At 45.6% G+C, this 21,691-nt stretch carries 20 protein-coding genes and 1 tRNA gene; 10 read left to right on the top strand and 11 right to left on the bottom strand.

Annotated features, from left to right (window positions below):
• Positions 1-70 precede the first annotated feature (70 nt).
• Complete coding sequence (gene mfd / locus HDC91_RS16830; protein WP_183554142.1) at positions 71-3,421, bottom strand: transcription-repair coupling factor; 3,351 nt, start codon at positions 3,419-3,421, stop codon at positions 71-73.
• A 139-nt stretch (positions 3,422-3,560) separates the two neighbouring features.
• Here mfd and HDC91_RS16825 point away from each other — a divergent pair, with 139 nt between their 5' ends.
• The 6 genes from HDC91_RS16825 to HDC91_RS16805 all read left to right on the top strand — a co-directional run bounded on the left by HDC91_RS16825 (position 3,561) and on the right by HDC91_RS16805 (position 7,094).
• Positions 3,561-3,977, top strand: coding sequence for a DUF4199 domain-containing protein (locus HDC91_RS16825; protein ID WP_183554140.1), 417 nt, complete (start codon positions 3,561-3,563; stop codon positions 3,975-3,977).
• A complete protein-coding gene (locus HDC91_RS16820; RefSeq protein WP_370576850.1) occupies positions 3,967-4,272 on the top strand; it encodes a DUF2752 domain-containing protein in 306 nt (101 codons plus the stop codon). The genes HDC91_RS16825 and HDC91_RS16820 overlap by 11 nt, the downstream gene beginning before the upstream one ends.
• 136 nt (positions 4,273-4,408) lie before the next feature.
• Positions 4,409-4,768, top strand: a complete 360-nt coding sequence (locus HDC91_RS16815) for a TM2 domain-containing protein (RefSeq protein ID WP_183554138.1) — start codon at positions 4,409-4,411, stop codon at positions 4,766-4,768.
• A 30-nt stretch (positions 4,769-4,798) separates the two neighbouring features.
• Positions 4,799-4,924 (top strand): hypothetical protein, encoded by a 126-nt coding sequence (locus HDC91_RS20055; protein ID WP_255456705.1) that lies wholly within the window; start codon positions 4,799-4,801, stop codon positions 4,922-4,924.
• 329 nt (positions 4,925-5,253) lie between these two features.
• Positions 5,254-6,351, top strand: a complete 1,098-nt coding sequence (locus tag HDC91_RS16810; RefSeq protein ID WP_183554136.1) for a Nif3-like dinuclear metal center hexameric protein — start codon at positions 5,254-5,256, stop codon at positions 6,349-6,351.
• Entirely contained in the window at positions 6,351-7,094 is a 744-nt protein-coding gene (locus HDC91_RS16805; protein WP_162430068.1) for a zinc ribbon domain-containing protein, read from the top strand. Before HDC91_RS16810 ends, HDC91_RS16805 begins: the two co-directional genes overlap by 1 nt.
• Positions 7,095-7,225: 131 nt before the next feature.
• On the opposite strand, the gene HDC91_RS16800 is transcribed toward HDC91_RS16805, so the two are convergent.
• The 6 genes from HDC91_RS16800 to HDC91_RS16775 all read right to left on the bottom strand — a co-directional run bounded on the left by HDC91_RS16800 (position 7,226) and on the right by HDC91_RS16775 (position 14,801).
• Complete coding sequence (locus HDC91_RS16800) at positions 7,226-9,343, bottom strand: M56 family metallopeptidase (protein ID WP_183554129.1); 2,118 nt, start codon at positions 9,341-9,343, stop codon at positions 7,226-7,228.
• Positions 9,340-9,702, bottom strand: coding sequence for a BlaI/MecI/CopY family transcriptional regulator (locus HDC91_RS16795; RefSeq protein WP_162430066.1), 363 nt, complete (start codon positions 9,700-9,702; stop codon positions 9,340-9,342). The genes HDC91_RS16800 and HDC91_RS16795 overlap by 4 nt, the downstream gene beginning before the upstream one ends.
• Positions 9,703-10,069: 367 nt before the next feature.
• The gene (gene ligD, locus HDC91_RS16790; protein ID WP_183554127.1) at positions 10,070-12,805 is read right to left on the bottom strand and encodes a DNA ligase D; all 2,736 of its coding nucleotides are present in this window, start codon (positions 12,803-12,805) and stop codon (positions 10,070-10,072) included.
• A gap of 11 nt (positions 12,806-12,816) precedes the next feature.
• Positions 12,817-12,990: a DUF3606 domain-containing protein gene (locus tag HDC91_RS16785; protein ID WP_183554125.1), complete on the bottom strand. Its 174-nt coding sequence runs from the start codon at positions 12,988-12,990 to the stop codon at positions 12,817-12,819.
• An 84-nt stretch (positions 12,991-13,074) separates the two neighbouring features.
• On the bottom strand, positions 13,075-13,470 hold the full coding sequence (locus HDC91_RS16780) for a VOC family protein (protein ID WP_183554123.1): 396 nt from the start codon (positions 13,468-13,470) through the stop codon (positions 13,075-13,077).
• Positions 13,471-13,607: 137 nt separating this feature from the next.
• Entirely contained in the window at positions 13,608-14,801 is a 1,194-nt protein-coding gene (locus tag HDC91_RS16775) for a threonine synthase (protein WP_183554121.1), read from the bottom strand.
• 250 nt (positions 14,802-15,051) lie between these two features.
• Between HDC91_RS16775 and HDC91_RS16770 the strand changes: the two genes are divergently transcribed.
• A complete protein-coding gene (locus HDC91_RS16770) occupies positions 15,052-16,536 on the top strand; it encodes a sialate O-acetylesterase (RefSeq protein WP_183554120.1) in 1,485 nt (494 codons plus the stop codon).
• Here HDC91_RS16770 and HDC91_RS16765 read toward each other — a convergent pair.
• Complete coding sequence (locus HDC91_RS16765) at positions 16,533-17,009, bottom strand: hypothetical protein (protein WP_183554118.1); 477 nt, start codon at positions 17,007-17,009, stop codon at positions 16,533-16,535. The genes HDC91_RS16770 and HDC91_RS16765 overlap by 4 nt on opposite strands.
• A 144-nt stretch (positions 17,010-17,153) precedes the next feature.
• Here HDC91_RS16765 and HDC91_RS16760 point away from each other — a divergent pair, with 144 nt between their 5' ends.
• The 3 genes from HDC91_RS16760 to HDC91_RS16750 all read left to right on the top strand — a co-directional run bounded on the left by HDC91_RS16760 (position 17,154) and on the right by HDC91_RS16750 (position 19,265).
• Positions 17,154-18,023: a flagellar motor protein MotB gene (locus tag HDC91_RS16760; RefSeq protein ID WP_183554116.1), complete on the top strand. Its 870-nt coding sequence runs from the start codon at positions 17,154-17,156 to the stop codon at positions 18,021-18,023.
• A 194-nt stretch (positions 18,024-18,217) separates the two neighbouring features.
• Positions 18,218-18,505 carry a hypothetical protein gene (locus HDC91_RS16755; RefSeq protein WP_162430059.1) on the top strand — a complete coding sequence of 96 codons (288 nt, stop codon included), beginning with the start codon at positions 18,218-18,220 and terminating at the stop codon, positions 18,503-18,505.
• Between the two features lie 43 nt (positions 18,506-18,548).
• On the top strand, positions 18,549-19,265 hold the full coding sequence (locus HDC91_RS16750; RefSeq protein ID WP_183554114.1) for a DsbA family protein: 717 nt from the start codon (positions 18,549-18,551) through the stop codon (positions 19,263-19,265).
• Positions 19,266-19,353: 88 nt separating this feature from the next.
• On the opposite strand, the gene HDC91_RS16745 is transcribed toward HDC91_RS16750, so the two are convergent.
• From HDC91_RS16745 to HDC91_RS16735, 3 genes are all read right to left on the bottom strand, one after another.
• Positions 19,354-19,427 (bottom strand) — tRNA-Pro (locus HDC91_RS16745).
• 78 nt (positions 19,428-19,505) lie between these two features.
• A complete protein-coding gene (locus tag HDC91_RS20115) occupies positions 19,506-20,186 on the bottom strand; it encodes a response regulator transcription factor (RefSeq protein WP_304609462.1) in 681 nt (226 codons plus the stop codon).
• A gap of 60 nt (positions 20,187-20,246) precedes the next feature.
• Positions 20,247-21,506, bottom strand: coding sequence for an MFS transporter (locus HDC91_RS16735; protein ID WP_183554112.1), 1,260 nt, complete (start codon positions 21,504-21,506; stop codon positions 20,247-20,249).
• Positions 21,507-21,691 lie beyond the last annotated feature (185 nt).

The raw sequence follows: 21,691 nt of genomic DNA, 5'->3' as shown, positions 1-21,691 counted from the left end.
TTAATATTCAATACTTCATCATTCCTGGCCACACCATAAACATAAGATATTAGGTCTATCGCCGCTTCTCTTAAACCTCAACCACCGTCATCTCGCTCAAAATCTCAAGCGCTTCATCAATATTTGCTACGCGGTCAACGCTTAGGCGCAGGGTGTTCTTTACTTCTTTAAGGTTGGTGCGGCGGGGGTTGCGCTGCACAAAATCAAGCACTTCTTTAAAGGCTTCGGTTTCAAAATAGGCAGATTGCTGATTGGCTATAAAATATCCGCGCAGCACATTCTTTTTCAGCGATACTTTTTCGAACCCGATTGCCTTGCCCAGCCATTGCAGGCGCATGGAGTTCAGCAAGTCGTTCACCTGGTCCGGGATGGGCCCAAACCTGTCGTGCAGTTGCTGCTTGAAGGCCAGCAGCTCGGTTTCGTTCTCCAGTTTACTTAGCTCGGTGTACAGGTTATAGCGCTCGGCTATACTGGTGACATACTCGTCGGGTATCAGTATCTCCTGGTCGGTATCTATTTGTGTAAAGCTGATAAAGGGCTTTGGCTTTTCTTCGGGGAACACGCCTTTAAACTCATCTTCTTTTAGTTCCTGAATAGCCTCGTCCAGTATCTTATGGTACATGTCAAAACCTATTTCGGCGATAAAGCCGCTTTGCTCGGCACCTAACAGGTTACCGCTGCCGCGGATGTCAAGATCGCGCATAGCCACGTTAAAGCCGCTGCCCAGGTCGCTGAACTCTTCTATAGCGCTCAGGCGTTTGCGCGCCTCGTTGGTTAAGGTGCTTAAAGGCGGACTCAACAAATAGCAATAGGCTTTTTTATTGCTTCGCCCCACGCGGCCGCGCATCTGGTGCAGGTCGCTCAGGCCAAACATGTGCGCATGATTGATGATGATGGTATTGGCATTCGGGATATCCAGCCCGGCCTCGATAATGGTGGTGGCCACCAGTACATCATACTCATGGTTCACAAACTTCAGCATCACATCTTCCAGCGCGTCGCCCTCTAACTGGCCGTGGGCAATACCCACCCGGGCTTTTGGCACCAGCTTATGGATCATGCCGCCAAGCTGCGGCAAGTCGGCCACCCGGTTATGGATAAAAAACACCTGCCCGTCGCGCTCAATCTCGTGTTCTACCGCTTCTTTAATCAGTTTATCATTAAACACATGCAGCTCGGTAACCACCGGCTGGCGGTTTGGCGGCGGGGTGGATATGATGGAAAGATCGCGCGCGCCCATAAGCGAAAAATGCAAGGTGCGCGGGATAGGTGTTGCCGTGAGCGTGAGCGTATCTACATTGGCGCGCATTTGCTTTAACTTTTCTTTGGTAGATACGCCGAACTTTTGCTCCTCGTCAATGATCATCAGCCCCAAATCCTTAAACTTTACATCCTTGCTTACGAGGCGGTGTGTGCCAATGATGATATCCACCTTGCCTTCTTTAAGTCCGGCAAGGGTATCTTTGATCTGTTTGGTGGTTTTAAAGCGGTTGACGTAATCGATATTTACGGGGAACCCTTTTAACCTGTCGCTGAAAGTTTTGTAATGCTGGGCGGCTAAAATAGTTGTAGGCACCAATATGGCCACCTGCTTGCTATCGGCTACGGCTTTGAATGCTGCACGAACAGCGATCTCTGTTTTACCAAAACCCACATCCCCGCATATCAGCCTGTCCATAGGGTGCGGCGATTCCATATCTTTCTTAAAATCAACGGTAGCCTTTTCCTGGTCGGGGGTGTCCTCGTAAAGGAAGGAAGCCTCCAACTCCGTTTGAAGATAGCTATCCGGCGAAAAGGCGTTGCCGTCCTGCGCCTTACGCAGGGCGTAAAGTTTGATCAGGTCGCGGGCGATATCCTTAACTTTTTTTTTTGTGGTTTTTTTAAGGCGCTCCCAGGTATCGGTGCCCAGCTTGTTCATCCGAGGCTCTGTGCCCTCTTTGCCGCTGTATTTACTGATGCGGTTAAGCGAGTTGATGTTTACGTAAAGCAGGTCGTTATCGGCATATACCAAACGGATCATCTCCTGCACCTTGCCGTTTACCTCCACTTTTTCCAGTCCGGCGTATTTGCCAATACCGTGGTCAATGTGGGTTACAAAGTCGCCGGGCTTAAGATCGCGCAGTTCTTTGAGTGTAATCGCCTGCGAGCGCTGGTAACCCTTTTTTAGCTTGTATTTGTAATAACGGTCGAATATCTGGTGGTCTGTATAACAGGCCAGCTTTTGTTCGCGGTCAATAAAACCTTCGCGGATACTAACGCTGATAGGCGTAAACTTTACGGTTTTATCCAGGTCTTCCAGTATCGCGTAAAGACGCTCTACCTGCCGCGCCGAATCGGTAAGGATGTAGTTCTCTATCTTTTCGGCCTCGTTGTTTTTAAAATTATGTATCAGCAGGCTAAAATCTTTATTGAACGATGGCTGTGGCCGCATATCAAAGCTTATCTGCGCGGCATCGTTATAAAAGAATTGTTTGCCAAATTCCACAAGGGCAAAATCATGCAGCTGGTCGGCAATGAGTTTTTCGTCGGTAAAGCTGAATTTGGGGTCTATCCAATCCGGGTTCTGGTTCTTTTCGTCTGCCGACAGGGCTTTCCAAAGCTGTGTGGCTTTTTTATGCCCGGTTTGGATGATATCCAGGGTAAACTGTACATCTTTTACCCAAACCTGCGTATCAGGCTCTACATATTCCAGCAGGGAGATGTTATTCTCGGTCAGGAATTTTGACTGCACGTTAGGTACAATGGTGATGTTTTTCACCTGCTCAACCGATAACTGGCTCTCGATCTCAAACGTGCGGATAGATTCTATCAGGTCTCCAAAGAATTCCACGCGGTAAGGCAGATCGTGTGAGAACGAGAAGATATCCACAATACCCCCCCGTACCGAGAACTGCCCCGGCTCGTACACAAAGTCAACCCGGTCAAAATCATACTCTACCAAAAACTCGGTAATAAAATCGATGCTGAGTTTATTATTAACCGATATCTCAAGTGTGTTCTTCTCCAGCGACGAACGGTCTATCACCTTTTCGGCGAGGGCCTCGGGGTAGGTTACTATCAGCTGGCCGTATTCTGTGGAGTGGTTAAGCTCGTTCAATACCTCGGCGCGGGCCAGTACATTACTGCTGTCGGGCTGCGTAAATTCAAACGGTTTGCGGTACGATGATGGAAAAAGCAACACATCCTTGCCGGTCAGGTTTTCCAGGTCGGCTAAAAAGTAGGCGGCCTCTTCGCGCTCGGGCAACACAAATATCATGTGCCTGTGCTGCAAAAAATACAATGCTGCCGCCATGGCCGCATCACCCGACCCGACCAGACCCCTAAGCTGTACCCTTGGATTTTTACCGGCATTTAAAGCTTGCGCCAATGCCTTTATCCGTTCGTCGGCCTTGTATCGCTCTAATATATCACGGATGTTCAAAACGTTGCGAATATAGGTAAAAAGCCCCTTTTTTGAAGGCCTTTAATATTTAACATAAAATAATAGCAAACAATTTAAGCTTATGTTTACTTTTAAATGATATTTCAACTACACTATAGTTTACCAACCTTTATACGATATGAAGAACTCAGTAATATTCGGACTTGTGATAGGTGTTTTAAGCCTGATTTGGTTATTTATTATGCGCTCCAGCGGGTATAACTTAACTGACAGCCAGGCATCTCCTATTGAATATGTTTCGATAATCATCCCGCTGATCGGCCTTTATTTTGGCGTCAGGAACTTTCGGGATGGCGAACTTAAAGGCAATATGGGCTTTTTAGAGGCCCTGATACAAAGCTTTAAAATACTTTTGGTTGGCGGCGTCCTGGCCGTTTTTGCCGGCATTATATTCATAAACTGGGGCGGCGAACAAAGCACCGATACTACCTTCCAGAGTTTTAGCGGCCGCATATTCGGCGCATTGCTTGTTGGTGTAATAGAGGCTTTTGCAGTATCTTTATTGCTCACCACCAAATCAAACCGTGTCGATTAGGAAGATATTTAACCGGTACTTTGAATTAACCTTTTGGATTGTGGCTTTAGCCTGCCTGGCGTTTACCAACCCGGCCGGCCAAAGCCATTTTAGTTTGTGCCCTTTAAAGGCCCTGGGGCTAACCTGGTGCCCGGGCTGCGGCTTAGGCCATGCCATATCCTATCTTTTCCGGGGCGATATAATAAACTCTTTTCGTGCGCACTGGCTGGGTATACCGGTATTTGCTGTGCTGCTATACCGCATTTACACATTGCTATTCCCCAAAAAATACATTTTTACGGACCACAGTCGGTAAAACAAACACTCCCCTTTTTCGCCGAATAAATAACCACGCTTACCGATGGTTTATTACAGGCCGCCTATTAGTTGTAGGTGAATTTTTATCCCGATATTAGTTTTACATCATCAATCACAATATAAAACTAAAAAACATGAACACTTACAATCCTTATATGTCGCTGCCAGGCATTACAACAGAGGAATTGGCAGTATTGCACCAGGCAACAAGCAGCCTTACCGATACCCAAAAACAAAGCTTTTACATGATATATTCCAGTAAAAGGAAAAGCCCGCAGGATATCTTGCTATATACCCTGATAGGATTTGTTTTGGTTGCCGGCGTACAGCGCTTTATGGTTGGCCAAACTGTAATGGGCCTGCTTTATTTATTCACCGGCGGCTTTTGCCTTATCGGCACCATTGTCGACCTGATAAACCACCAGTCGATAGCTAATGAGTATAACCAAAAAATGGCCTACGAAAGCTTCAACATAGCTAAAATGGGCTTGTAATTAAGTATTAACAGCTTTATATATATCACAATGAAAACTCAGAAAAACTCAGTTGTAAATAAATTAGTATCGCGCTTTGATAAAGAGCTGATGAATATTTTATTAACCGACCTTAAGCTTGTTAAAGCACGTAAGCTACAGTACGTTAGGGCCTAAGGCCACTGTAACCACAAAGAATCAAAACGAGGTAAGAGTTGGAAGGTTAATAATAACCGGCGCCAAAGAAAATATTACCTGCACGTTTTGATTTTTTTTGTGTCCTGATAAAAGCACTTCCCATTGGCGATCAGCTTTACTCACCCGGCCATCGCTTCACCCGGACACCCCTCTTCGCTACGCGCAAAGAGGATAAGCTGCATCGTCTTCTCTACCCTCTTTGCGCAGCAGAGAGGGTAGACCAGCGTAGCATAGTCGGGGTGAGTAAATAACTAAGGCTTTAAAAATTCCTTCCAAACCTCAACCACCCTTACTACCTTAGTAAAATTATGAAATTAGCACAGCTAACCGCTTACCTGGAAACCCTTGCCCCGCTGGCTTACCAGGAGGACTATGATAACAGCGGCCTGATTGTTGGCCGCCCTGACGCAGAGGTAACCCAGGCCCTGATATCCCTGGATTGCACCGAAGCCGTGGTTGACGAGGCCATTGCCACGGGCTGCCAGGTAATTATATCGCATCATCCTATTGTTTTTAAAGGGTTGAAAAAATTCAACGGCAATACATACGTAGAGCGGGTGGTAGAAAAAGCCATTCGCAATAACATAGCCCTGTATGCCATCCACACCAACCTGGATAATGTGATGGCAGGGGTTAATGCGCGTATATGCGACACCCTTGGGCTAATCAACACCCGCATTTTAGCGCCTAAACATAACCTGCTTAAAAAGCTGGTTACCTATGTACCGGTTGCTCAGGCCGAGCAGGTACGTAAGGCTTTATTCCATGCCGGGGCAGGGCACATTGGCAATTACAGCGAGTGCAGCTTTAGCGCCGAAGGCACCGGCACCTTTAAAGGCGGTGAAAACAGCGACCCATACGTTGGCGAACCGGGCATACGCCACCACGAGGACGAGATGCGGATTGAGACCGTTTACCCCGCAAACCTGGAAAGCAAAATTATTATGGCGCTGGTACTGGCGCACCCTTACGAAGAAGTGGCCTACGACCTGTATAACCTTACCAACCAGCACCAGGAAATTGGCAGCGGTATGATAGGCGAACTGGATGCACCAATGGACGAGGCCGAATTTTTAGCCGAGGTAAAAGCGGCGATGGATTGCGCTGTGATACGGCATACGGCCTTTACCGGCAAACAAGTTAAAAAAGTGGCGGTTTGTGGTGGTTCGGGCGGCTTTTTATTGAAGCATGCCACAGCGGCCGGGGCCGATGTTTTTGTAACGGCCGATTATAAATACCACGAGTTTTTTGATGCCGAGGGAAAAATACTCATTGCCGACATCGGACATTTTGAAAGTGAGCAATTTACGCAGCAATTATTGTGCGAAATTATTCAGAAAAAATTTGTTAACTTTGCCATCCGTTTAACAAAAGTGAATACAAACCCCGTCAAATATTTTATTTAATGGAACAAACCATAGAACAGAAGCTTAAAGCTTTATACGACCTGCAAACCATCCACACCAAAATTGACAAGATACGCCAGGTAAGAGGTGAATTGCCTATGGAAGTTGCAGATCTGGAGGATGATGTTGCCGGCCTTGAAACCCGTATACAAAAGATAAAAAATGAGCTTGACGATCTTGAGGATGAAATTGTAACCCGCAAGAACCTGATAAAAGACGCTCAATCGAACATAAAAAAATACGAAACACAGCTTAACGAGGTTAAAAATAACCGCGAATACGACGCCATCTCGAAAGAGATTGAGATACAAGGCCTGGATATACAAGTAAGCGAGAAAAAGATTCGGGAGTACGGTTTCGAGATCACCTCAAAAACCGCTATTTACGAAAAGGCACTTGCTGATCTGGAAGCACGCCGCGCAGACCTTGACGCCAAAAAAGATGAGTTAGGCACCATTACCGCCGAAACCGAAAAAGACGAAACGGAATTAACCGCCCAGGCAGAAAAGGCCACCGGAAACATTGACGAGCGCCTGCTTATTGCTTACAACCGTTTGCGTAAAAACGCCAAGAATGGCCTTGCCGTGGTAACCATTCAGCGCGATTCGTGCTCTGGCTGCTTTAACCAGATCCCGCCTCAGCGCCAGTCTGATATCCGCCAGCGTAAAAAGATCATCGTTTGCGAGCATTGCGGACGTATCCTGGTTGATGAATTAATGGCTTTAGAAGAAGAAAAAGCTTAACAACAAGCGTTCAAAACTTATATTTAAAGGCTCCGTTCGGGGCCTTTTTTATGATGTAACGCGCAATATAATATTTCAGTAAAAAGCCGGACCGCTTAACGCGACCCGGCTTCCTTATAAATTGCCTTCAGTTAAAATGCGCTCTTTAAAGTAATATATTTATTGATATCGTCAGATTTAAAGCCCTTTTCGCGCATTTCGTTTATATACTCGGGGGTAATACCCAGTGCTTTAAGCGCGGTAGCGTTATCTAACGAAACATTATCAAAACCCGCGCTTTTGAAACTCTTAATAAACTCGGGCGTAACACCAAGCGATTTTAACCCGGCTGCCTTATCGGGGTTTATGTTTGTAAAGCCGGCGTTTTTAAAGCCGTTAAGGTATTCGGGGGTTATGCCGAGCGATTTCATGGCTATTGCATCACTTTGCGATATGTTAGAATAACCCGCATCTTTAAAGCTCTTGATAAACTCCGGCGTAACGCCAAGAGATTTCATGGCTATCAGGTCGCCTGTGCTTATATTGGTATAGCCGGCCTTTTTAAACCCGTTTACAAATGCTTCATCAACATTTAAGGCCTTGTAGGCTATCATATCATCGGCACTTACACTGTTTTTGGCTTTGGCGGCTGTTTTTCCTTTACCGGCTGCCGCTTTTAAGTTTTTGAATTTAGTAATATATTGCCCGTTTATGCCCTGCGCTTTAAAGCTTACCAGTTTATCAAAACTTACATTAGGGTAACCGGCCTTACGTATCTCGCTGATGAACGCGCCGTTGACCCCCATAGCTTTACCGGTTATCAGGTCGTTAGCCGATGCATGCGGAAAGCCATTCTTCTTTAACGACGCAATATATGCTTCATCTACACCTAATGCCGCCAGGGCGATAAGGTCATTTTTAGAGACATTCTTATAGCCATTGCGGTGCAGCATGGTAACATAGTCCTTTTTTATGTTTATCATAAAAAAAGCCAGTTCGTCGTTTTTGTCTATTCCTGTTATCCCTTCGCTTGCCATATATGTATAATATTCGGGGTTGCCGGTAAACTTGTACTTGCCGCTGCCGGTATTGCCCTCAAATTTGCCGCTCAGGCTCATGGTACCGGCCTGCCGTATCAGCTTAAAATCCCCAGGGGCGCCTTTTGGCAGGGTGGTGAACTCGTCTACGGTGTAGTCGTTGCTGTTCATGCTATTGTGATTCTCGTCTTCGCTCCTGAACTCCATTCTTATCTTGTTACCGGTGATAGTTCCTTTCCAAACGCCCTCACGTTGGTCAAAAGATGTATCATTTGCCGTTTCTGTACGCAGCGTTACCGGGCGGCGACTGGCAGCTGGTTCGTTAAAGGCACACATCAAAAACGCCATCAGCGGCAGCAGGAATAGGTATTTCCAGGTGGTGTGGATATTTGATCGTTTTGCGTTCATCATAACAATTCGTTTTTTTAAAAGTGATTGATTATAGTTGGTTGTTATTCGCATAGACAGGTTGGGTACCGATACTTTTAGTAAGCTCATCTGGTATATTTCCCGCTCTGCCCCGTTGTTGTTTAGTACATCGTTATCGGTTAAAAATTCCAGGTTGTTTTCCAGTTCTTTGCGGTAAAGCCACGCAAACGGGTTAAACCATTGAAAAACCAGCATCAGTTCGGCCAGCAGTAAGTCTAAACTGTGTCCCTGCTTTACGTGGATCTTTTCGTGCAGCAGTATCTGGCTATATGTTTCCCAATCGTATTTTGCCGGGTTTATAAAAATGTAATTGCCGAAAGAACATGGCGCCTTATCAGTATCCAGTTCTACTATCCTGAACTGCCCATCCTGTATAAACTGGTTTTTATATGCCTGGCGCACCAATACAATTACCTGTAGCAAAAAGTTAAGGCCGAAGGCGGCAACGCCGCACCAGTAAAGCCAAAGCGCCCAACTTAACAGTTTTGGAAGCAATGGCGTTGTATCGGTAACAACTGCAGTAGTTATGTTTTGCGGCGTTTGCACCGGTGTAGCTACCTGCTTTGCCTGCACAACCGGATTGGTTGCGGCCGCCGGTACGGCTACTGTTACCGCAGGCGCTGTACTGCCCCTTAACGCCCAATGTTGCGGTACACGTACCAGTGGCAATAAAAAGGTTACCGCCAGGCATGCCAGCAGTACCCAGCGGTTTAAATGATAAAAGGTTTCTTTTTGCAGCAATGCTTTGTAAAACAAAAGACAAACGCCTATCAGCAATGCTACATGCAATACGTATGGTATCATTTTTTATTGGTTTTAATCAGGTTTAATATCTCTTCCAGCTCCTGTTCAGATATTTTTTGCTCTTTAGCAAAAAAGGCCAGCATACTGGGGTACGAATCGTCAAAATACTGGCTCACGATGTCCTTCATGGCATGTTTCTGGTACTCCTCGCGGGTAACTTTAGGATAGTAGTTGTATATGTTACCGATGGTTTCATGATCCAGGAAACCTTTCTCTTCCAATATCTTCACCATGGTTGCTACCGAGTTATAATGCGGCTTGGGGTCGGGCATTTCGGGGATGATCTCTTTGATAAAAGCTTTTCCCAGTTTCCAAAACACCTGCATTATTTGTTCTTCGCGCTTAGCCAGTTTTTGCATAAAATTCTAATTATAAAACAAGTTTAATACTAATCAATTAGTATTGCAACTAATTGATTAGTATTTACGCTTAATAATTTACAACTATTTGATTATGAGATAGATAATTTAACTAGGAATGAACGATGAATGGTGGAGAGGCTCTCTCCGACACCGGGCGAATCGAGACGAAGGTTCGCCGAATTTCTTTATTTCAGGATGTTTAGGGTAATATTGCTGCCACGAGTTAAGTTGGGTAACCCGGGGCAGCATAATAATATATTTTACGAAATGGTGGCGCTGTTGTGTCAGGAGCCAAATTTGAATACGCCTGATAATCAGGCGTTCATGCGTGTTCACGGTGTTCACGTGCGCCGAACGTGAACACTTATTGAAATATGCTCTGCGCTTTTTTGATGGTTTTTTCCAGGTCTATCCCTTTATCCAAAACGCCTTTAAACAGGTCGCCTTCTTTTTTCAGGCGGGCTATGGAGTTGTGGATGGTAAAATGTTTCATGGTCAATCCGGGTTTTACCTCGTCCCAATGCAGTGGCATAGATACGGTGGCGCCGGGCTTTGGCCGCAGCGAATACGGGCCGGCAATTGTTGCGCCGGGCCGGTTCTGCAAAAAGTCGAGGTACATTTTGCCGTTACGGTTTTTTACCATACGCTCAAGCGAAGTATAATCGGGTATCTGCTGGTGTACGATATTTACTATCAGGCGGGCAAACATCTGCGATTGATCATAATCGTACTTTGCCCCCAGCGGAATGTAAATGTGCATACCGGTTGAGCCCGATGTTTTACAGTAGCTGGGCACATCAATAGCATCCATCACCTTTTTTACTTCCTGCGCGGCTTCTATTACCTGGTCAAAGGTGTTTTTATCCGGGTCAAGGTCAATCACGCAATAATCCGGGTTATCCGGCGATTGTATACGGCTAAACCAGGGGTTCATCTCTATACATCCTAACGATGCCATCCAAAGCAGGGTGGCTTCGTCATGGCCAACCAAATAATCTTTGTCCTCGCCCTCGCTGGTAGTATAGGGGAATTTCTTCACCCAATCGGGCGATTTGCCGCGTACATCTTTCTGGTAAAAGCTCGGCCCGTGTATCCCGTTAGGAAAACGGTTCAATGATTGCGGCCTGTCTTTAAGATAGGGCAAAATATATTCGGCAACCTGATAGTAATAATTGAACATATCCCGCTTGGTGATACCGTCCTCTGGCCAGTAAACTTTACTAAGATGGGTAAACTTAAGGTCGTGCCCGCATATCTTTTTTACCTGTGTTTCTTCTTTGGGGTTTAACAGGGTGCGCTTGACCGACTCTTTAGGCGCGCTTACGAGCTTGTGTTTTTCCTGCTTTTTTTCAGTTTGGTGTTCCTCTTCTACAATTTCTGTTGTTTCTGCTTCAACTTCGCGTACTACATCTCTGGCCTTTTTATCCACGCGCATCCCTTCGAAAGACGGGTGACGGAACACGCCGTCGCTTGTTACCTCGGCAAAGCTTACTTCGCATACCAGTTCGGGTTTAAGCCAGGTGGCTTTCGCTTTTGGTGGGTTTGGGCGAAAACGCGACGGTTTGTTTACGTCCGGCTCGCTGGTGAAGGGCACCTTATCGGTGATCAACGGCTTAAACATAGCCATCATCTCTTTCTGCAGCTTATCTGAAAAGCCCGTACCCACCTTCCCTACATACTGAAATCGCCCGCCCTCGTACACGCCCAGCAATAGCGAACTGAACTGCTTGGCTGTGCCTTCGTTTTTGGTGAAGCCTCCTATAACAACTTCCTGCCTTTTATTTATTTTAACCTTAAGCCAATCTTTAGAACGGTTGTCGGGTATATAAGTGCTGCTGGCTTTTTTTGCCATAATACCTTCCAGGCCAATTTTACTTGCCGCCTCAAAAAATTCTATCCCGCTTCCCTTAAAAGTTTGGCTGATCCGCACGCGGTCGTCATCGGTCGGGATAACGTCTTTCAGGATAGCCTGCCTATCTGTAAGCGGTAAATCCATCAGGTTTTTACCCTCGTACCAAAGTATATCGAAAATGTAAAGCACCAACTCGCCATCCGCCTCGCTGCGCCAATTTTGCAGGGCGCCAAAGTTTGATACCCCCTTATCGTTCAGCACCAGTATTTCGCCATCAATCACGGCATTAAGGGTCCAGCCTTCCAGCACTTTCTTAAGCGGGTAGTACTTCTCATTAAAATCCTTGTTATTGCGCGACAGCAGCTGCACTTCGCCTTTATTGATAAAGCCCAGGGTGCGGTACCCATCCCATTTTACTTCATACACCCAATCAGGGTCGTCAAATGGTGCGTTTACCAGCGTGGCCAGCATCGGTTTTATGCCGGTAGGAATCTTGCTTTTAGGCGCCTTTTTCAGGATAGCAGCAGTATCAAGCTTTTCTTCGGGACCGGTTTCTTTTGCCTCGTCAGCTAATTCGTCAGCCGGTTCAGGAAGTTTTTTTTTTGACGCCTTTTTGGGCTTTTCTTTTTCTACATCCTGCTCGACGCCATCCTTCCATACCTTTTCGCTCGTCTTTTCCATTTTTTCAATGGTTTTGCCCGATAAAACCGATTTATCCTTTTTAGTGATATCCGCAGATGATGCAAAATCGTCCTTGTGCTTTATCAGCAGCCACCCATTCTCGCCCATGCCATGGGTTTTCACCAGGGCGTACTCCCCTTTAAGCTTTTCGCCGTGTAACTTTATCTTCAGCGAACCGGCTTCAAGCTGTTTAAGCAGGTGCTTTTCCTGCGCTTTTTTTCCGCCCTTTATTTCTTCTATAGGCTCATAGGTGCCCTCATCCCAAACAATAACGGTACCGCCCCCATACTCGCCCTTCGGGATAATGCCTTCAAAGTTGCGGTAATCAAAGGGGTGGTCTTCTACCATCATAGCCAGGCGCTTGTTCTTTGGGTCGGTTGAGGGCCCCTTTGGCACTGCCCAGCTTTTTAATACGCCGTCCATCTCCAGCCTGAAGTCGTAGTGCAGGCGCGACGCATCGTGTTTTTGTATCACGAACATCAGCTTATCCTTATCCTTGCTTCTGCCGGCTTTAGGCTCCGAGGTTTTAGTAAAATCCCTCTTTTCGACGTATTTTTCCAGGCTCATGGCTGTACAGGTTATTTGTTCAAATATGCTTGCACTGCCTTAACAGATGTCCCTGCTGCCTTCACCGCCTCTTTAAGTTCATCGCGGCTGATATTAAATTTTTCGCTCCAGTATTGCAGTTCGTAATCTTCGTTTACGTTTATCCTGTCCCTGTCAGGGCTGCCTACATTTTGTTTACTGTCCATAACGTTTTATAATTAGTTTACATGTAAACAGGCATTCACAACAAATGGTTTTGAAAAAAATTTACCTAGCAATTAAAGGGCTCGCTACCGGTCGGTCTCGATCACTGACAAAAAATTGCCCGCCGGATCTTTAAACCATGCAATGGTTGGGCCGCCGTTGCCCTTTGATACGCCGCGCTCGTCGGTTTTTAAATACTCACTATCATATATCTCGAACTTTACGCCCCGGGCAGTTAGTTCGGTCACCGTCGCTTCCACATCCTTTACCGGAAAATTAAGAATGGTGTAGGTAGCCGGCTGGTGGTTTGACTTTGGATATACCAGTATGCTGTTGCTGTTGCCATTGATATGAATGTTGAGCATACCACCCATATCTTCGGTCTTATCAACCCGAAGGCCTAATACTTCGCCATAAAACTCTTTCGCTTTATCGATATCGTTTACCGAAAAGCCGCTGAACGCTTTTGAATCTTTTAACATGATAATTGGATTAAATGTACTGTTGATATTACAAATACAAATTTGCGGCCAATAAACTGATAAAGAAGGGCGTAAACGCGACAAGATAGGCGTCGATTCACGACACCTACCTGTTATTTACCAAAAAGCGAAGAAACTTAAAGTTTGATGTTTTCCAAATATTTGTATCCGGTACCGGTATTAACCATTACCACGGTTTCGCCGGGCTGTATCCATCCCGAAGCCTTAAGGTTTTTATAGGCCTGCCATAAAGCAGCGCCTTCCGGGGCTATCAGCATGCCTTCGTTACGGGCTATTTCTTTCACAGCCTCATTCATGTCCGTGTCGCTTACTGCAAGAGCGGCTCCGTTGCTATCGCGCAGCACTTTTAGTATAACTTTATCCGCATACGATTTTGGTACGCGCAAACCGTTGGCCATGGTAAACCCGCCGTCCACAAACTCGGCGGTATGGCTCCCGGCGTTAAATGCAGTTACTATCCCATTGCAACTTTCAGCTTGTACGGCAACCATACGGGGGCGTTTGCTGTCTATCCAGCCCAGCTGTTCCAGTTCGTCAAAAGCTTTCCATATACCAATGAGGCCGGTGCCGCCACCGGTTGGGTATAATATCACGTCGGGGACCTGCCAGTTAAACTGTTCGGCAATCTCATAACCCATCGTCTTTTTGCCTTCCAACCGATAAGGCTCCTTCAAGGTTGATATCTGAAACCACCCGTTTGGCCCTGCATGTTCGTTCACAAGCTTGCCGCAATCACTAATGTTACCATCCACTTCTACCAGTTCGGCGCCATAAAGCCTGCACTCGTCCTTAAACATCCGGGGTGTTTGCATAGGCATATAAACAACTGCTTTAATACCCGCGCGCGCTGCATAAGCCGCCAATGCACCGCCGGCATTGCCCGCAGTTGGTGTTGCAATCGTTTTTATCCCCAGTTCTTTCGCTTTTGATACCGCCATCCCAATACCCCGCGCCTTAAAAGAACCGGTAGGGTTGCCTGCTTCATTTTTCCAAAACACATTATTGCCTTCGGTAAAAGGCTTTAGGCTTACTATCGGCAGTATAGGGCTAAAGCCTTCGCCCATGGTAACAATGTTTTCAGGGTCAATAACCGGCAGCAGTTCGCGATACCGCCACATATTCGCGGGGCGATCTTTCAGTATAGACCTATCGAGAGGACGTCTCAGATCGTACTGCGCAAACAAGGTGCTTGCACAACCCGGAGCTTTACAGAAATTTTGAATTGCTGATGCATTGTATTCCGCTCCGCATTGGGGGCATTTTAAGTTTACTAATAGCGACCCTTGGTCTGAGGCGGTTATATCAGGCATAGTTGGGTAATAAAACGCTAAAGTATTAACAAGGCCTGTTTAAACACAAATTATTAGCGATAATGTTACCCCCCGGGGCGGTTCATGGTGGACCTAACTCCTGTTGGGTTTTGATCAGGAAATTAATGTCGATGCGCTTAGTTTAACATTGTTTGGGGTATGTATCGCTTGTTAATGCAATTACGGGTATATATGCGCATAGCCCTTATGGTGTCGGCTCCGGGTTAATATTTTATGTTATTTTTAAACCGTGAAAACACGTTTACTGTTGTGCCTTTTGTGCGCCGTAATAATTACCGGGTGTAAAAAAGACAAGCCTTTCCTTCCCGATGTTGACCCACCGGTTGAAACGCCGGTGAACAAACCTTTTGCTGTAGCCAATGTGCTGCAAAGTAATATGGTTATACAGCGCGATAAGCCCGCCAGAATTTGGGGGTACGGAAAAGCGTCGGGCGTTGTTACGGTAATTGCAAGCTGGTCTAATGGCCCGCTTACAGCAACCATAAACAGCCACGGCGAATGGGAAGTTAATCTTGCCGCGGCACCGGCCAACGCCATTGCCCAAACTGTTTCGGTTAGCACGCCCGGCGAAACCACTATAACACTGACTGATATTTTAATTGGCGATGTGTGGGTTTGCGCCGGGCAGTCAAATATGGTTATGCCGGTAGGCCCTTTACCACCCTCGTTTGGTGGCGTGGAAAATTATGAGGTCGAGATAGCTGACGCCAATTACCCGCAAATACGATCCTTAACTGTAAAAGAAGATTACCAGAGCGCACCCATAGACCAATTTACAAATCCATCGGGATGGACAATTTGCGCACCTGCAACCGTAGGCGGGTTAAGCGCTACGGCTTATTTTTTTGCAAGGAAATTACATACTGAATTAAATGTACCTATCGGCATCATTGTTTCGGCCGTTAACGGCAGCTGGTGCGAAACCTGGGCAAATAACGCCGCCCTGCAAGGCCCTTTAAGCAGCTATACCGGACAGCATCAAAGTTCGATGCTTTTTAATGGCATGATAGCCCCGTTAAGCAAATTATCCGTTAAGGGATTTACATGGTACCAGGGCGAAAACAATCAAAAAATGATCCCTGTTACTGATTATACAAAGTTGAATATCGCATTGATAAACGGCTGGCGATCGGTTTTTGCGCAAGGTGAACTCCCCTTTTATTATGTGCAGATAACTCCTTTTGATGATGATGCAAGAGGGGATGAGACAGAAAATTACCTGGCCAAATTCCGCGAAACGCAAATGAAAGTGCGCGAAGGGATAGGCGGTACCGGCATGGCAATTACAATAGATGCAGGCGAAAAAGATAACCATCACCCCCGATATAAAAAACAGGTTGGCGACCGCCTTGCGCTGCTTGCACTAAACCGAACCTATTTAAAAAATGTGCAATGTATAGGCCCTCAGTACGCTTCGTTTTCGCAAAGCGGAAATACAATAACGATAAACTTTGTGAATAGTACGGCAACTGGCTTAACCACCATGGGCAATAAACCCTTAAAACAATACTTTTTTGTAGCCGGTGCCGACCGGGTTTTCCGGCTTGCGTTAGCAAGCATCAGCGGCGATAAAATTATGCTTATCGTACCCAATGGTACACCGTCGCCCGTAGTTGCGGTGCGGTATGCTTTTACCAATTATCCATTAACAAACCTGCAAAATAATGCAGGTTTGCCAATGGAGCCCTTTAGAACGGATAACTGGACGAATTAATTTCGAAGTTCGTATAGCGCCGCTTTAAATTTATAAGTAGTTCCTTGCACTTCCGTGGCTACATTTATCGTAGGTATCTTGAAAAGCAGCTTGTTATTTTGCAGCAATATTACTTCAACAGGTGTAGGCTCGCCTTTAAATGAAAGCTGCTTTCCATTATCGTCTATAATACTTAAATGGCATTGGTTATCGGTAAGTACACCTCCGTCTGAAGCTACAAGCTGATAGGTGCCGCCAGCCGTAGGTAATACTTTAAACCCAACAGCTACCGCTACTTTGTTTGTACTGTCCTTATATGATATTGCAGCTTCGGCGTTGGCGCCGTTTGTTGTACGATTACTGCTTTTAACAAGGTGCTCGGTCCCGTTTAATGTCCAACTGTTGTTGGGTATAGACGGGGTACTGCCCTCTTTTGTGCATGCGCCTAACATAAGCATTGCCGAGGCCAGAATAACAGATAGTGTTTTTTTCATATTAGTAGTTTTATGGTAAATGGCAAATATGCACTTTTTATTTAACGGGGGAAACAACTCAGAGGTATAACGGCCGGGCAAAAACTTTTTTGCATTAAATTGGTTTAAAGATTGTTAATTAAATTTTTAACTAATTTTTATATTATGAAACTCAGAATATTTATGCCGATGCTGTTTATCGTAGCTATCGGGGCCTCGAGTTGTGTAAGCAATAAAAAATACAAAGAATTGCAAGCCAGCTACGACAAACTGGACAGTAACACGAGGGAAGTAAAAGGCAGATACCTGCTTACCCAACGCAACCTTGATCTGGCCAACCAAAAATTGACAAGCCTTGATGAGCAAATAGCTTCTGAACGGGCAAATAATAAACAATTACAGTCGGCGCTCGATAAGTGTTTAACCTCAAGCGGCCAGGGAAATGTAAACATCTCTAAACTGGTTGACGAGATAAACAGCTCAAACAGATACATACAGCAACTGGTAAACGCCAAGAACAAGAGCGACTCGCTTAACATGGTGTTAACCAACAACCTTACACGCTCGTTAAGTCAATCAGAGATGAAGGATGTGGATGTTAAAGTATTAAAAGGCGTGGTTTACGTTTCGCTGGCTGACAATATGCTTTATAAGTCGGGCAGTTACGAAATATCTGACCGTGCAGGCGAAACCCTTAGTAAGATCGCCAAGATCATTAAAGACTACAGCAATTACGATGTGCTGATTGAAGGTAATACCGATAATGTGCCTATCTCGCAAAAGAATATACGTAACAACTGGGATTTGAGTGCCTTAAGGGCATCATCTGTAGTGCAGGCGCTGCAAAACAATTACCAGGTTGACCCTAAACGTTTAACAGCAGGGGGCCGTGGCGAATATAACCCTATTGCCGATAACAGCACACCTTCGGGCAAGGCTCAAAACAGGCGTACCCAAATTATCATTACGCCAAAACTCGATCAGTTTATGGACCTGATAGGCAAAGCGCCCGAAACAGCGCCGGCCAAACAATAAATTAGTTTATTATGTAGCAGCCCGCTCAATTGAGCGGGCTGTTTTTGTTTTAGCCCCGGCGATGCTGAGATTTGTAGCGGCAGTTCCCTTTCTGAATACTTCTTTCACTATTTAAAAACTTACCTACTTTTGGGTATTGTGTAGCCTGCTTTGTTAAGATACTTTTGAGAAATAACTAACTTAATACAAACACTATGCGATTAAAATTACTATTTCTGACAGCCTTGCTGGCCGCTACAACCACCTTTGTTGCCTGCGTAAAAGAAGACGACGAAGAGGACTTAACCGAAGAACTTGACGGGGTTTGCGCCGATGGCTACACTCACTTAAGTGATGCGCAACTGGATGCTTTTTGCGGCGCGGCATACGCTTACAGGTGTCTTGACGGCAAGCCGCTGTCAAATAACCAGGTACAGGCAGTTTGCGCCCAGTACGACGATTTGAAAGAGCCGGGAGTGCCTGCCTGCGGCTTTTGTAAATAATTTATAATAGCCGGGCGTATGCCCGGCTTAATTCCCTTATCGCTTGAAGTTAAGTAAACTATCCGAAACCGGCCTTAGCCAGCTCATCGGAACCATACAACTTGTCCTTATTATTTTCCTGATCGGTTATGTGCTTAATTTAAATACGCAGCTTAGCCGCATTAATAAAAAGCTGGCGGGCATTACAACTGCCGGTAAAAAAACACCTGATAGGGTCGTTATCAACCCGGACAAGCAATCGCCCGTACTTGGCCCCGACGATGCCGCCGTAACCATGACTATCTTCTCGGATTTCGAGTGCAGCTTTTGCAAGGTGTTCGCTACCGAAATTTTTCCGGAGCTTAAAAGCAAGTATGTAGACAAAGGCTTGATAAAAGTAAACTTCAGGCACCTGCCCCTGGCGTTTCATAAAAACGCGCTGATGGCGGCCGAAGCTTCAGCATGCGCAAATGAACAGGGGAAGTTTTGGGCCCTGCACGATTACCTGTTTAAAAATCAAAGCATGCTTAGCACCCCGCTTATTGACCAATGGGCCAGTACCAATAAGCTGGATACCGCCAGATTTAAGGGCTGTATCATTGATCATAAATACACAAGCAAAATCGAGAAAGATATTGCAGAAGCAAAGCTTGCCGGCCTGGAGGGCACTCCCGCCATCGTGATAAACGGCCAGCTAACTATGGGAGCCCGCACCTACGAACATTTTGCAGACCTGATAGAGAAGGAGCTTTCAAAAGCCTGTGCTGATTGTAAAATCTGACCATCTTTCAATTCTATCTGGACCGTAAATACAGAAGAAGAGCATATCCGCAGGCCTGATAACCTTTTGAATATGCTCTTTGAAACAGTCGGGATGGCGGGATTCGAACCCACGACCTCCAGCACCCCATGCTGGCGCGATACCGGGCTACGCTACATCCCGAAAATTGAGCTTCAAATATAATAATTTGTTAAAACTTTCCTGTTTTTTAGCGAATTGTTGTAATAAAAGTTATTCGCCTTACACCAGATCGAAGGCGCGGGCATACTGCATCAAATCGTAAGTGCTCGCATTAAGCTTTTGCTTTATATTTTTGCGGTGGGTTTCGGCCGTGGCAACAGATATGAATAGTTCTGCGGCAATTTCGCCGGCGCTTTTACCTAAAGCCACATGCGTAAGCACTTCTTTTTCCCGACGGGTCAATGCGGAGAACTTCTCGTAATTTTTTCTTAAAAAATTGTTTTCCTGCAACAAGCGCTCTGCCTTGGCTGTCATATGGTGCATGGCATCAAGCGGTACCGAAATAGTTATAGTTGTTGCGGGGTTACCATTGTCATCCCGCATAAATATTTTAGTGCTCGACATATGCCAGTTCCAATCTTCCTTACCGGGGAAACGCACTTGCTGAAAATAAGTAACCATCTCTTCGTCATTGTTTCTTTCAAGCAACGACAATATTTTAGGTACGTAGTCTTCGGCGTCCTCTTGGTTAAAGTATAATTTGTAGTATTCGCCCGACGAAAGTTCTGTGATCTCTTCTTTAGTAGACTGCAATAGTGCTAAGCCCCTGTGAGACATATAAATAACCGACCAGTCGCGAAGGTCATGTATAATAACCGTACATGGAAGGGAATCAAATGCGTCGGCATATTCTTCAATTTGTGGTAATAGTTGCTTAGGTACGCGTGTTTTATTTAGCATGCTCTAAAATAAGCGTTTGCCAACTTAATGCAACCCGTTATTTCACGGTTTTGCACCGGGTTAAACCGCCTGCAAGTGTTGCTCGGTAACCGCCATTACATTTTGTTGCTGTTTAAGTTTCTCTTTACGCAAAAAGCGGAAGTGAAGTAAGCCAATAACTAACGCTGCTATCCCCTCCAGCAAAATGGTATTTGGGGCTCCTATCCACTTTGATACGGCCCCAACTAACAGCCCGCCTATGGGCTGCAACCCAAAAAAAGCCATGGCGTAAAAGCTGATAACCCGGCCGCGCATGCCCGGTTCAACAGTTGTTTGTATAAGGGTATTGCTAATGGTAATTTGCGACATCATCCCAAAACCCGCTATAGTGGCAAATATAAGCGCAAGCGGATAAGACCCCTCGTGCGAGAACAGCACCAACCCAACCCCAAATATGAGCGTGTTGATGCTCAATATCTTTTTAAGGTTACTGCCTGCTTTTAACGATGCCAAAAATATAGCCCCGCTAAAGGCGCCAAGGCCAATTACGCTATCTACCACCCCGAAGGTAGTGGCGTTGCCCTTAAATACCTCGCGGGCATAATATGGAATCAGGGTGCTAAACGGAAGCACTAATAAACTGATCAGTCCAAGCATTATTATTACAAAGGAAATGGATGGTGTAGCCTTAAGGTAACTAAAGCCCTCCTTCAATTCGCCAAATACATTTTTTGCATGAATGGTTCTGACATATTTCGGCAAGCGCATCATTAACAACGACCCTATTACAGCTATAAAGCTCGCGGCGTTTAGCGCAAAGCAAACGCCATCGCCCCAGTACTCCAATATAAAGCCCGCAATTCCCGGCCCTATCAGTCGCGAAAGATTAACCATTGATGAATTCAGCGCAAGCGCATTGGGCAGGTCCTTTTTATCGGATATCATTTCATAAACAAGCGATTGCCTTGCAGGCACATCAAAGGCGTTGATAACGCCAAGTAAAACGCTTAGTGCCAAAATTTCCCAAACGGCGTAGTGCTTCATTAATATAATTACCGCTAAAAGCGTTGCCTGTATCATTGATGCAACCTGCGTGGTTAGCAGCACCCGGTAGCGATTGTACCTGTCTGACACTACACCGCCAAAAAGCGATAATAGAAAAGAGGGAAACTGGCTGGCAAAAAGGGTAAGCCCAAGCATAAAGGTTGAATGCGTAAGCGTATAAATCACCCAGCTTACTGCGGTTTTTTGCATCCAGGTGCCAATGAGGGAAACTGATTGTCCGGCGAAGTATAAACGGTAATTACGGCTCTGGAAAGCTTTAAAAGTACTGATGTTCATGCGTATATAAAACCAACGACAAGAATCAGCCCTTAATTGTTTCTTTGGGCTGTTGTAATAATTTAATTACGGTAGCGTGGCATTAGTTACTGATGCATCAGAATTTTGCTCATATTATCCTAAAATAGACCGCCTTGCATATTAATTAATGTTTTAATTTCGTTTATTGCTATGTTGTTAGCTTA

This window comes from Mucilaginibacter sp. AK015 (assembly GCF_014200785.1).
Taxonomy (GTDB): domain Bacteria; phylum Bacteroidota; class Bacteroidia; order Sphingobacteriales; family Sphingobacteriaceae; genus Mucilaginibacter.
The sequence above is the reverse complement of the archived record's forward strand: the minus strand, read 5'-3'. Positions and strand labels throughout refer to the sequence as shown.

Coding starts and splice junctions, on each gene's coding strand:
- HDC91_RS16825 (WP_183554140.1), top strand. CDS start 3,561: ATGAAGAACTCAGTAATATTCGGACTTGTGATAGGTGTTTTAAGCCTG.
- HDC91_RS16815 (WP_183554138.1), top strand. CDS start 4,409: ATGAACACTTACAATCCTTATATGTCGCTGCCAGGCATTACAACAGAG.
- HDC91_RS20055 (WP_255456705.1), top strand. CDS start 4,799: ATGAAAACTCAGAAAAACTCAGTTGTAAATAAATTAGTATCGCGCTTT.
- HDC91_RS16810 (WP_183554136.1), top strand. CDS start 5,254: ATGAAATTAGCACAGCTAACCGCTTACCTGGAAACCCTTGCCCCGCTG.
- HDC91_RS16805 (WP_162430068.1), top strand. CDS start 6,351: ATGGAACAAACCATAGAACAGAAGCTTAAAGCTTTATACGACCTGCAA.
- HDC91_RS16800 (WP_183554129.1), bottom strand. CDS start 9,343: ATGATACCATACGTATTGCATGTAGCATTGCTGATAGGCGTTTGTCTT.
- HDC91_RS16795 (WP_162430066.1), bottom strand. CDS start 9,702: ATGCAAAAACTGGCTAAGCGCGAAGAACAAATAATGCAGGTGTTTTGG.
- ligD (WP_183554127.1), bottom strand. CDS start 12,805: ATGAGCCTGGAAAAATACGTCGAAAAGAGGGATTTTACTAAAACCTCG.
- HDC91_RS16785 (WP_183554125.1), bottom strand. CDS start 12,990: ATGGACAGTAAACAAAATGTAGGCAGCCCTGACAGGGACAGGATAAAC.
- HDC91_RS16780 (WP_183554123.1), bottom strand. CDS start 13,470: ATGTTAAAAGATTCAAAAGCGTTCAGCGGCTTTTCGGTAAACGATATC.
- HDC91_RS16775 (WP_183554121.1), bottom strand. CDS start 14,801: ATGCCTGATATAACCGCCTCAGACCAAGGGTCGCTATTAGTAAACTTA.
- HDC91_RS16765 (WP_183554118.1), bottom strand. CDS start 17,009: ATGAAAAAAACACTATCTGTTATTCTGGCCTCGGCAATGCTTATGTTA.
- HDC91_RS16760 (WP_183554116.1), top strand. CDS start 17,154: ATGAAACTCAGAATATTTATGCCGATGCTGTTTATCGTAGCTATCGGG.
- HDC91_RS16755 (WP_162430059.1), top strand. CDS start 18,218: ATGCGATTAAAATTACTATTTCTGACAGCCTTGCTGGCCGCTACAACC.
- HDC91_RS20115 (WP_304609462.1), bottom strand. CDS start 20,186: ATGCTAAATAAAACACGCGTACCTAAGCAACTATTACCACAAATTGAA.
- HDC91_RS16735 (WP_183554112.1), bottom strand. CDS start 21,506: ATGAACATCAGTACTTTTAAAGCTTTCCAGAGCCGTAATTACCGTTTA.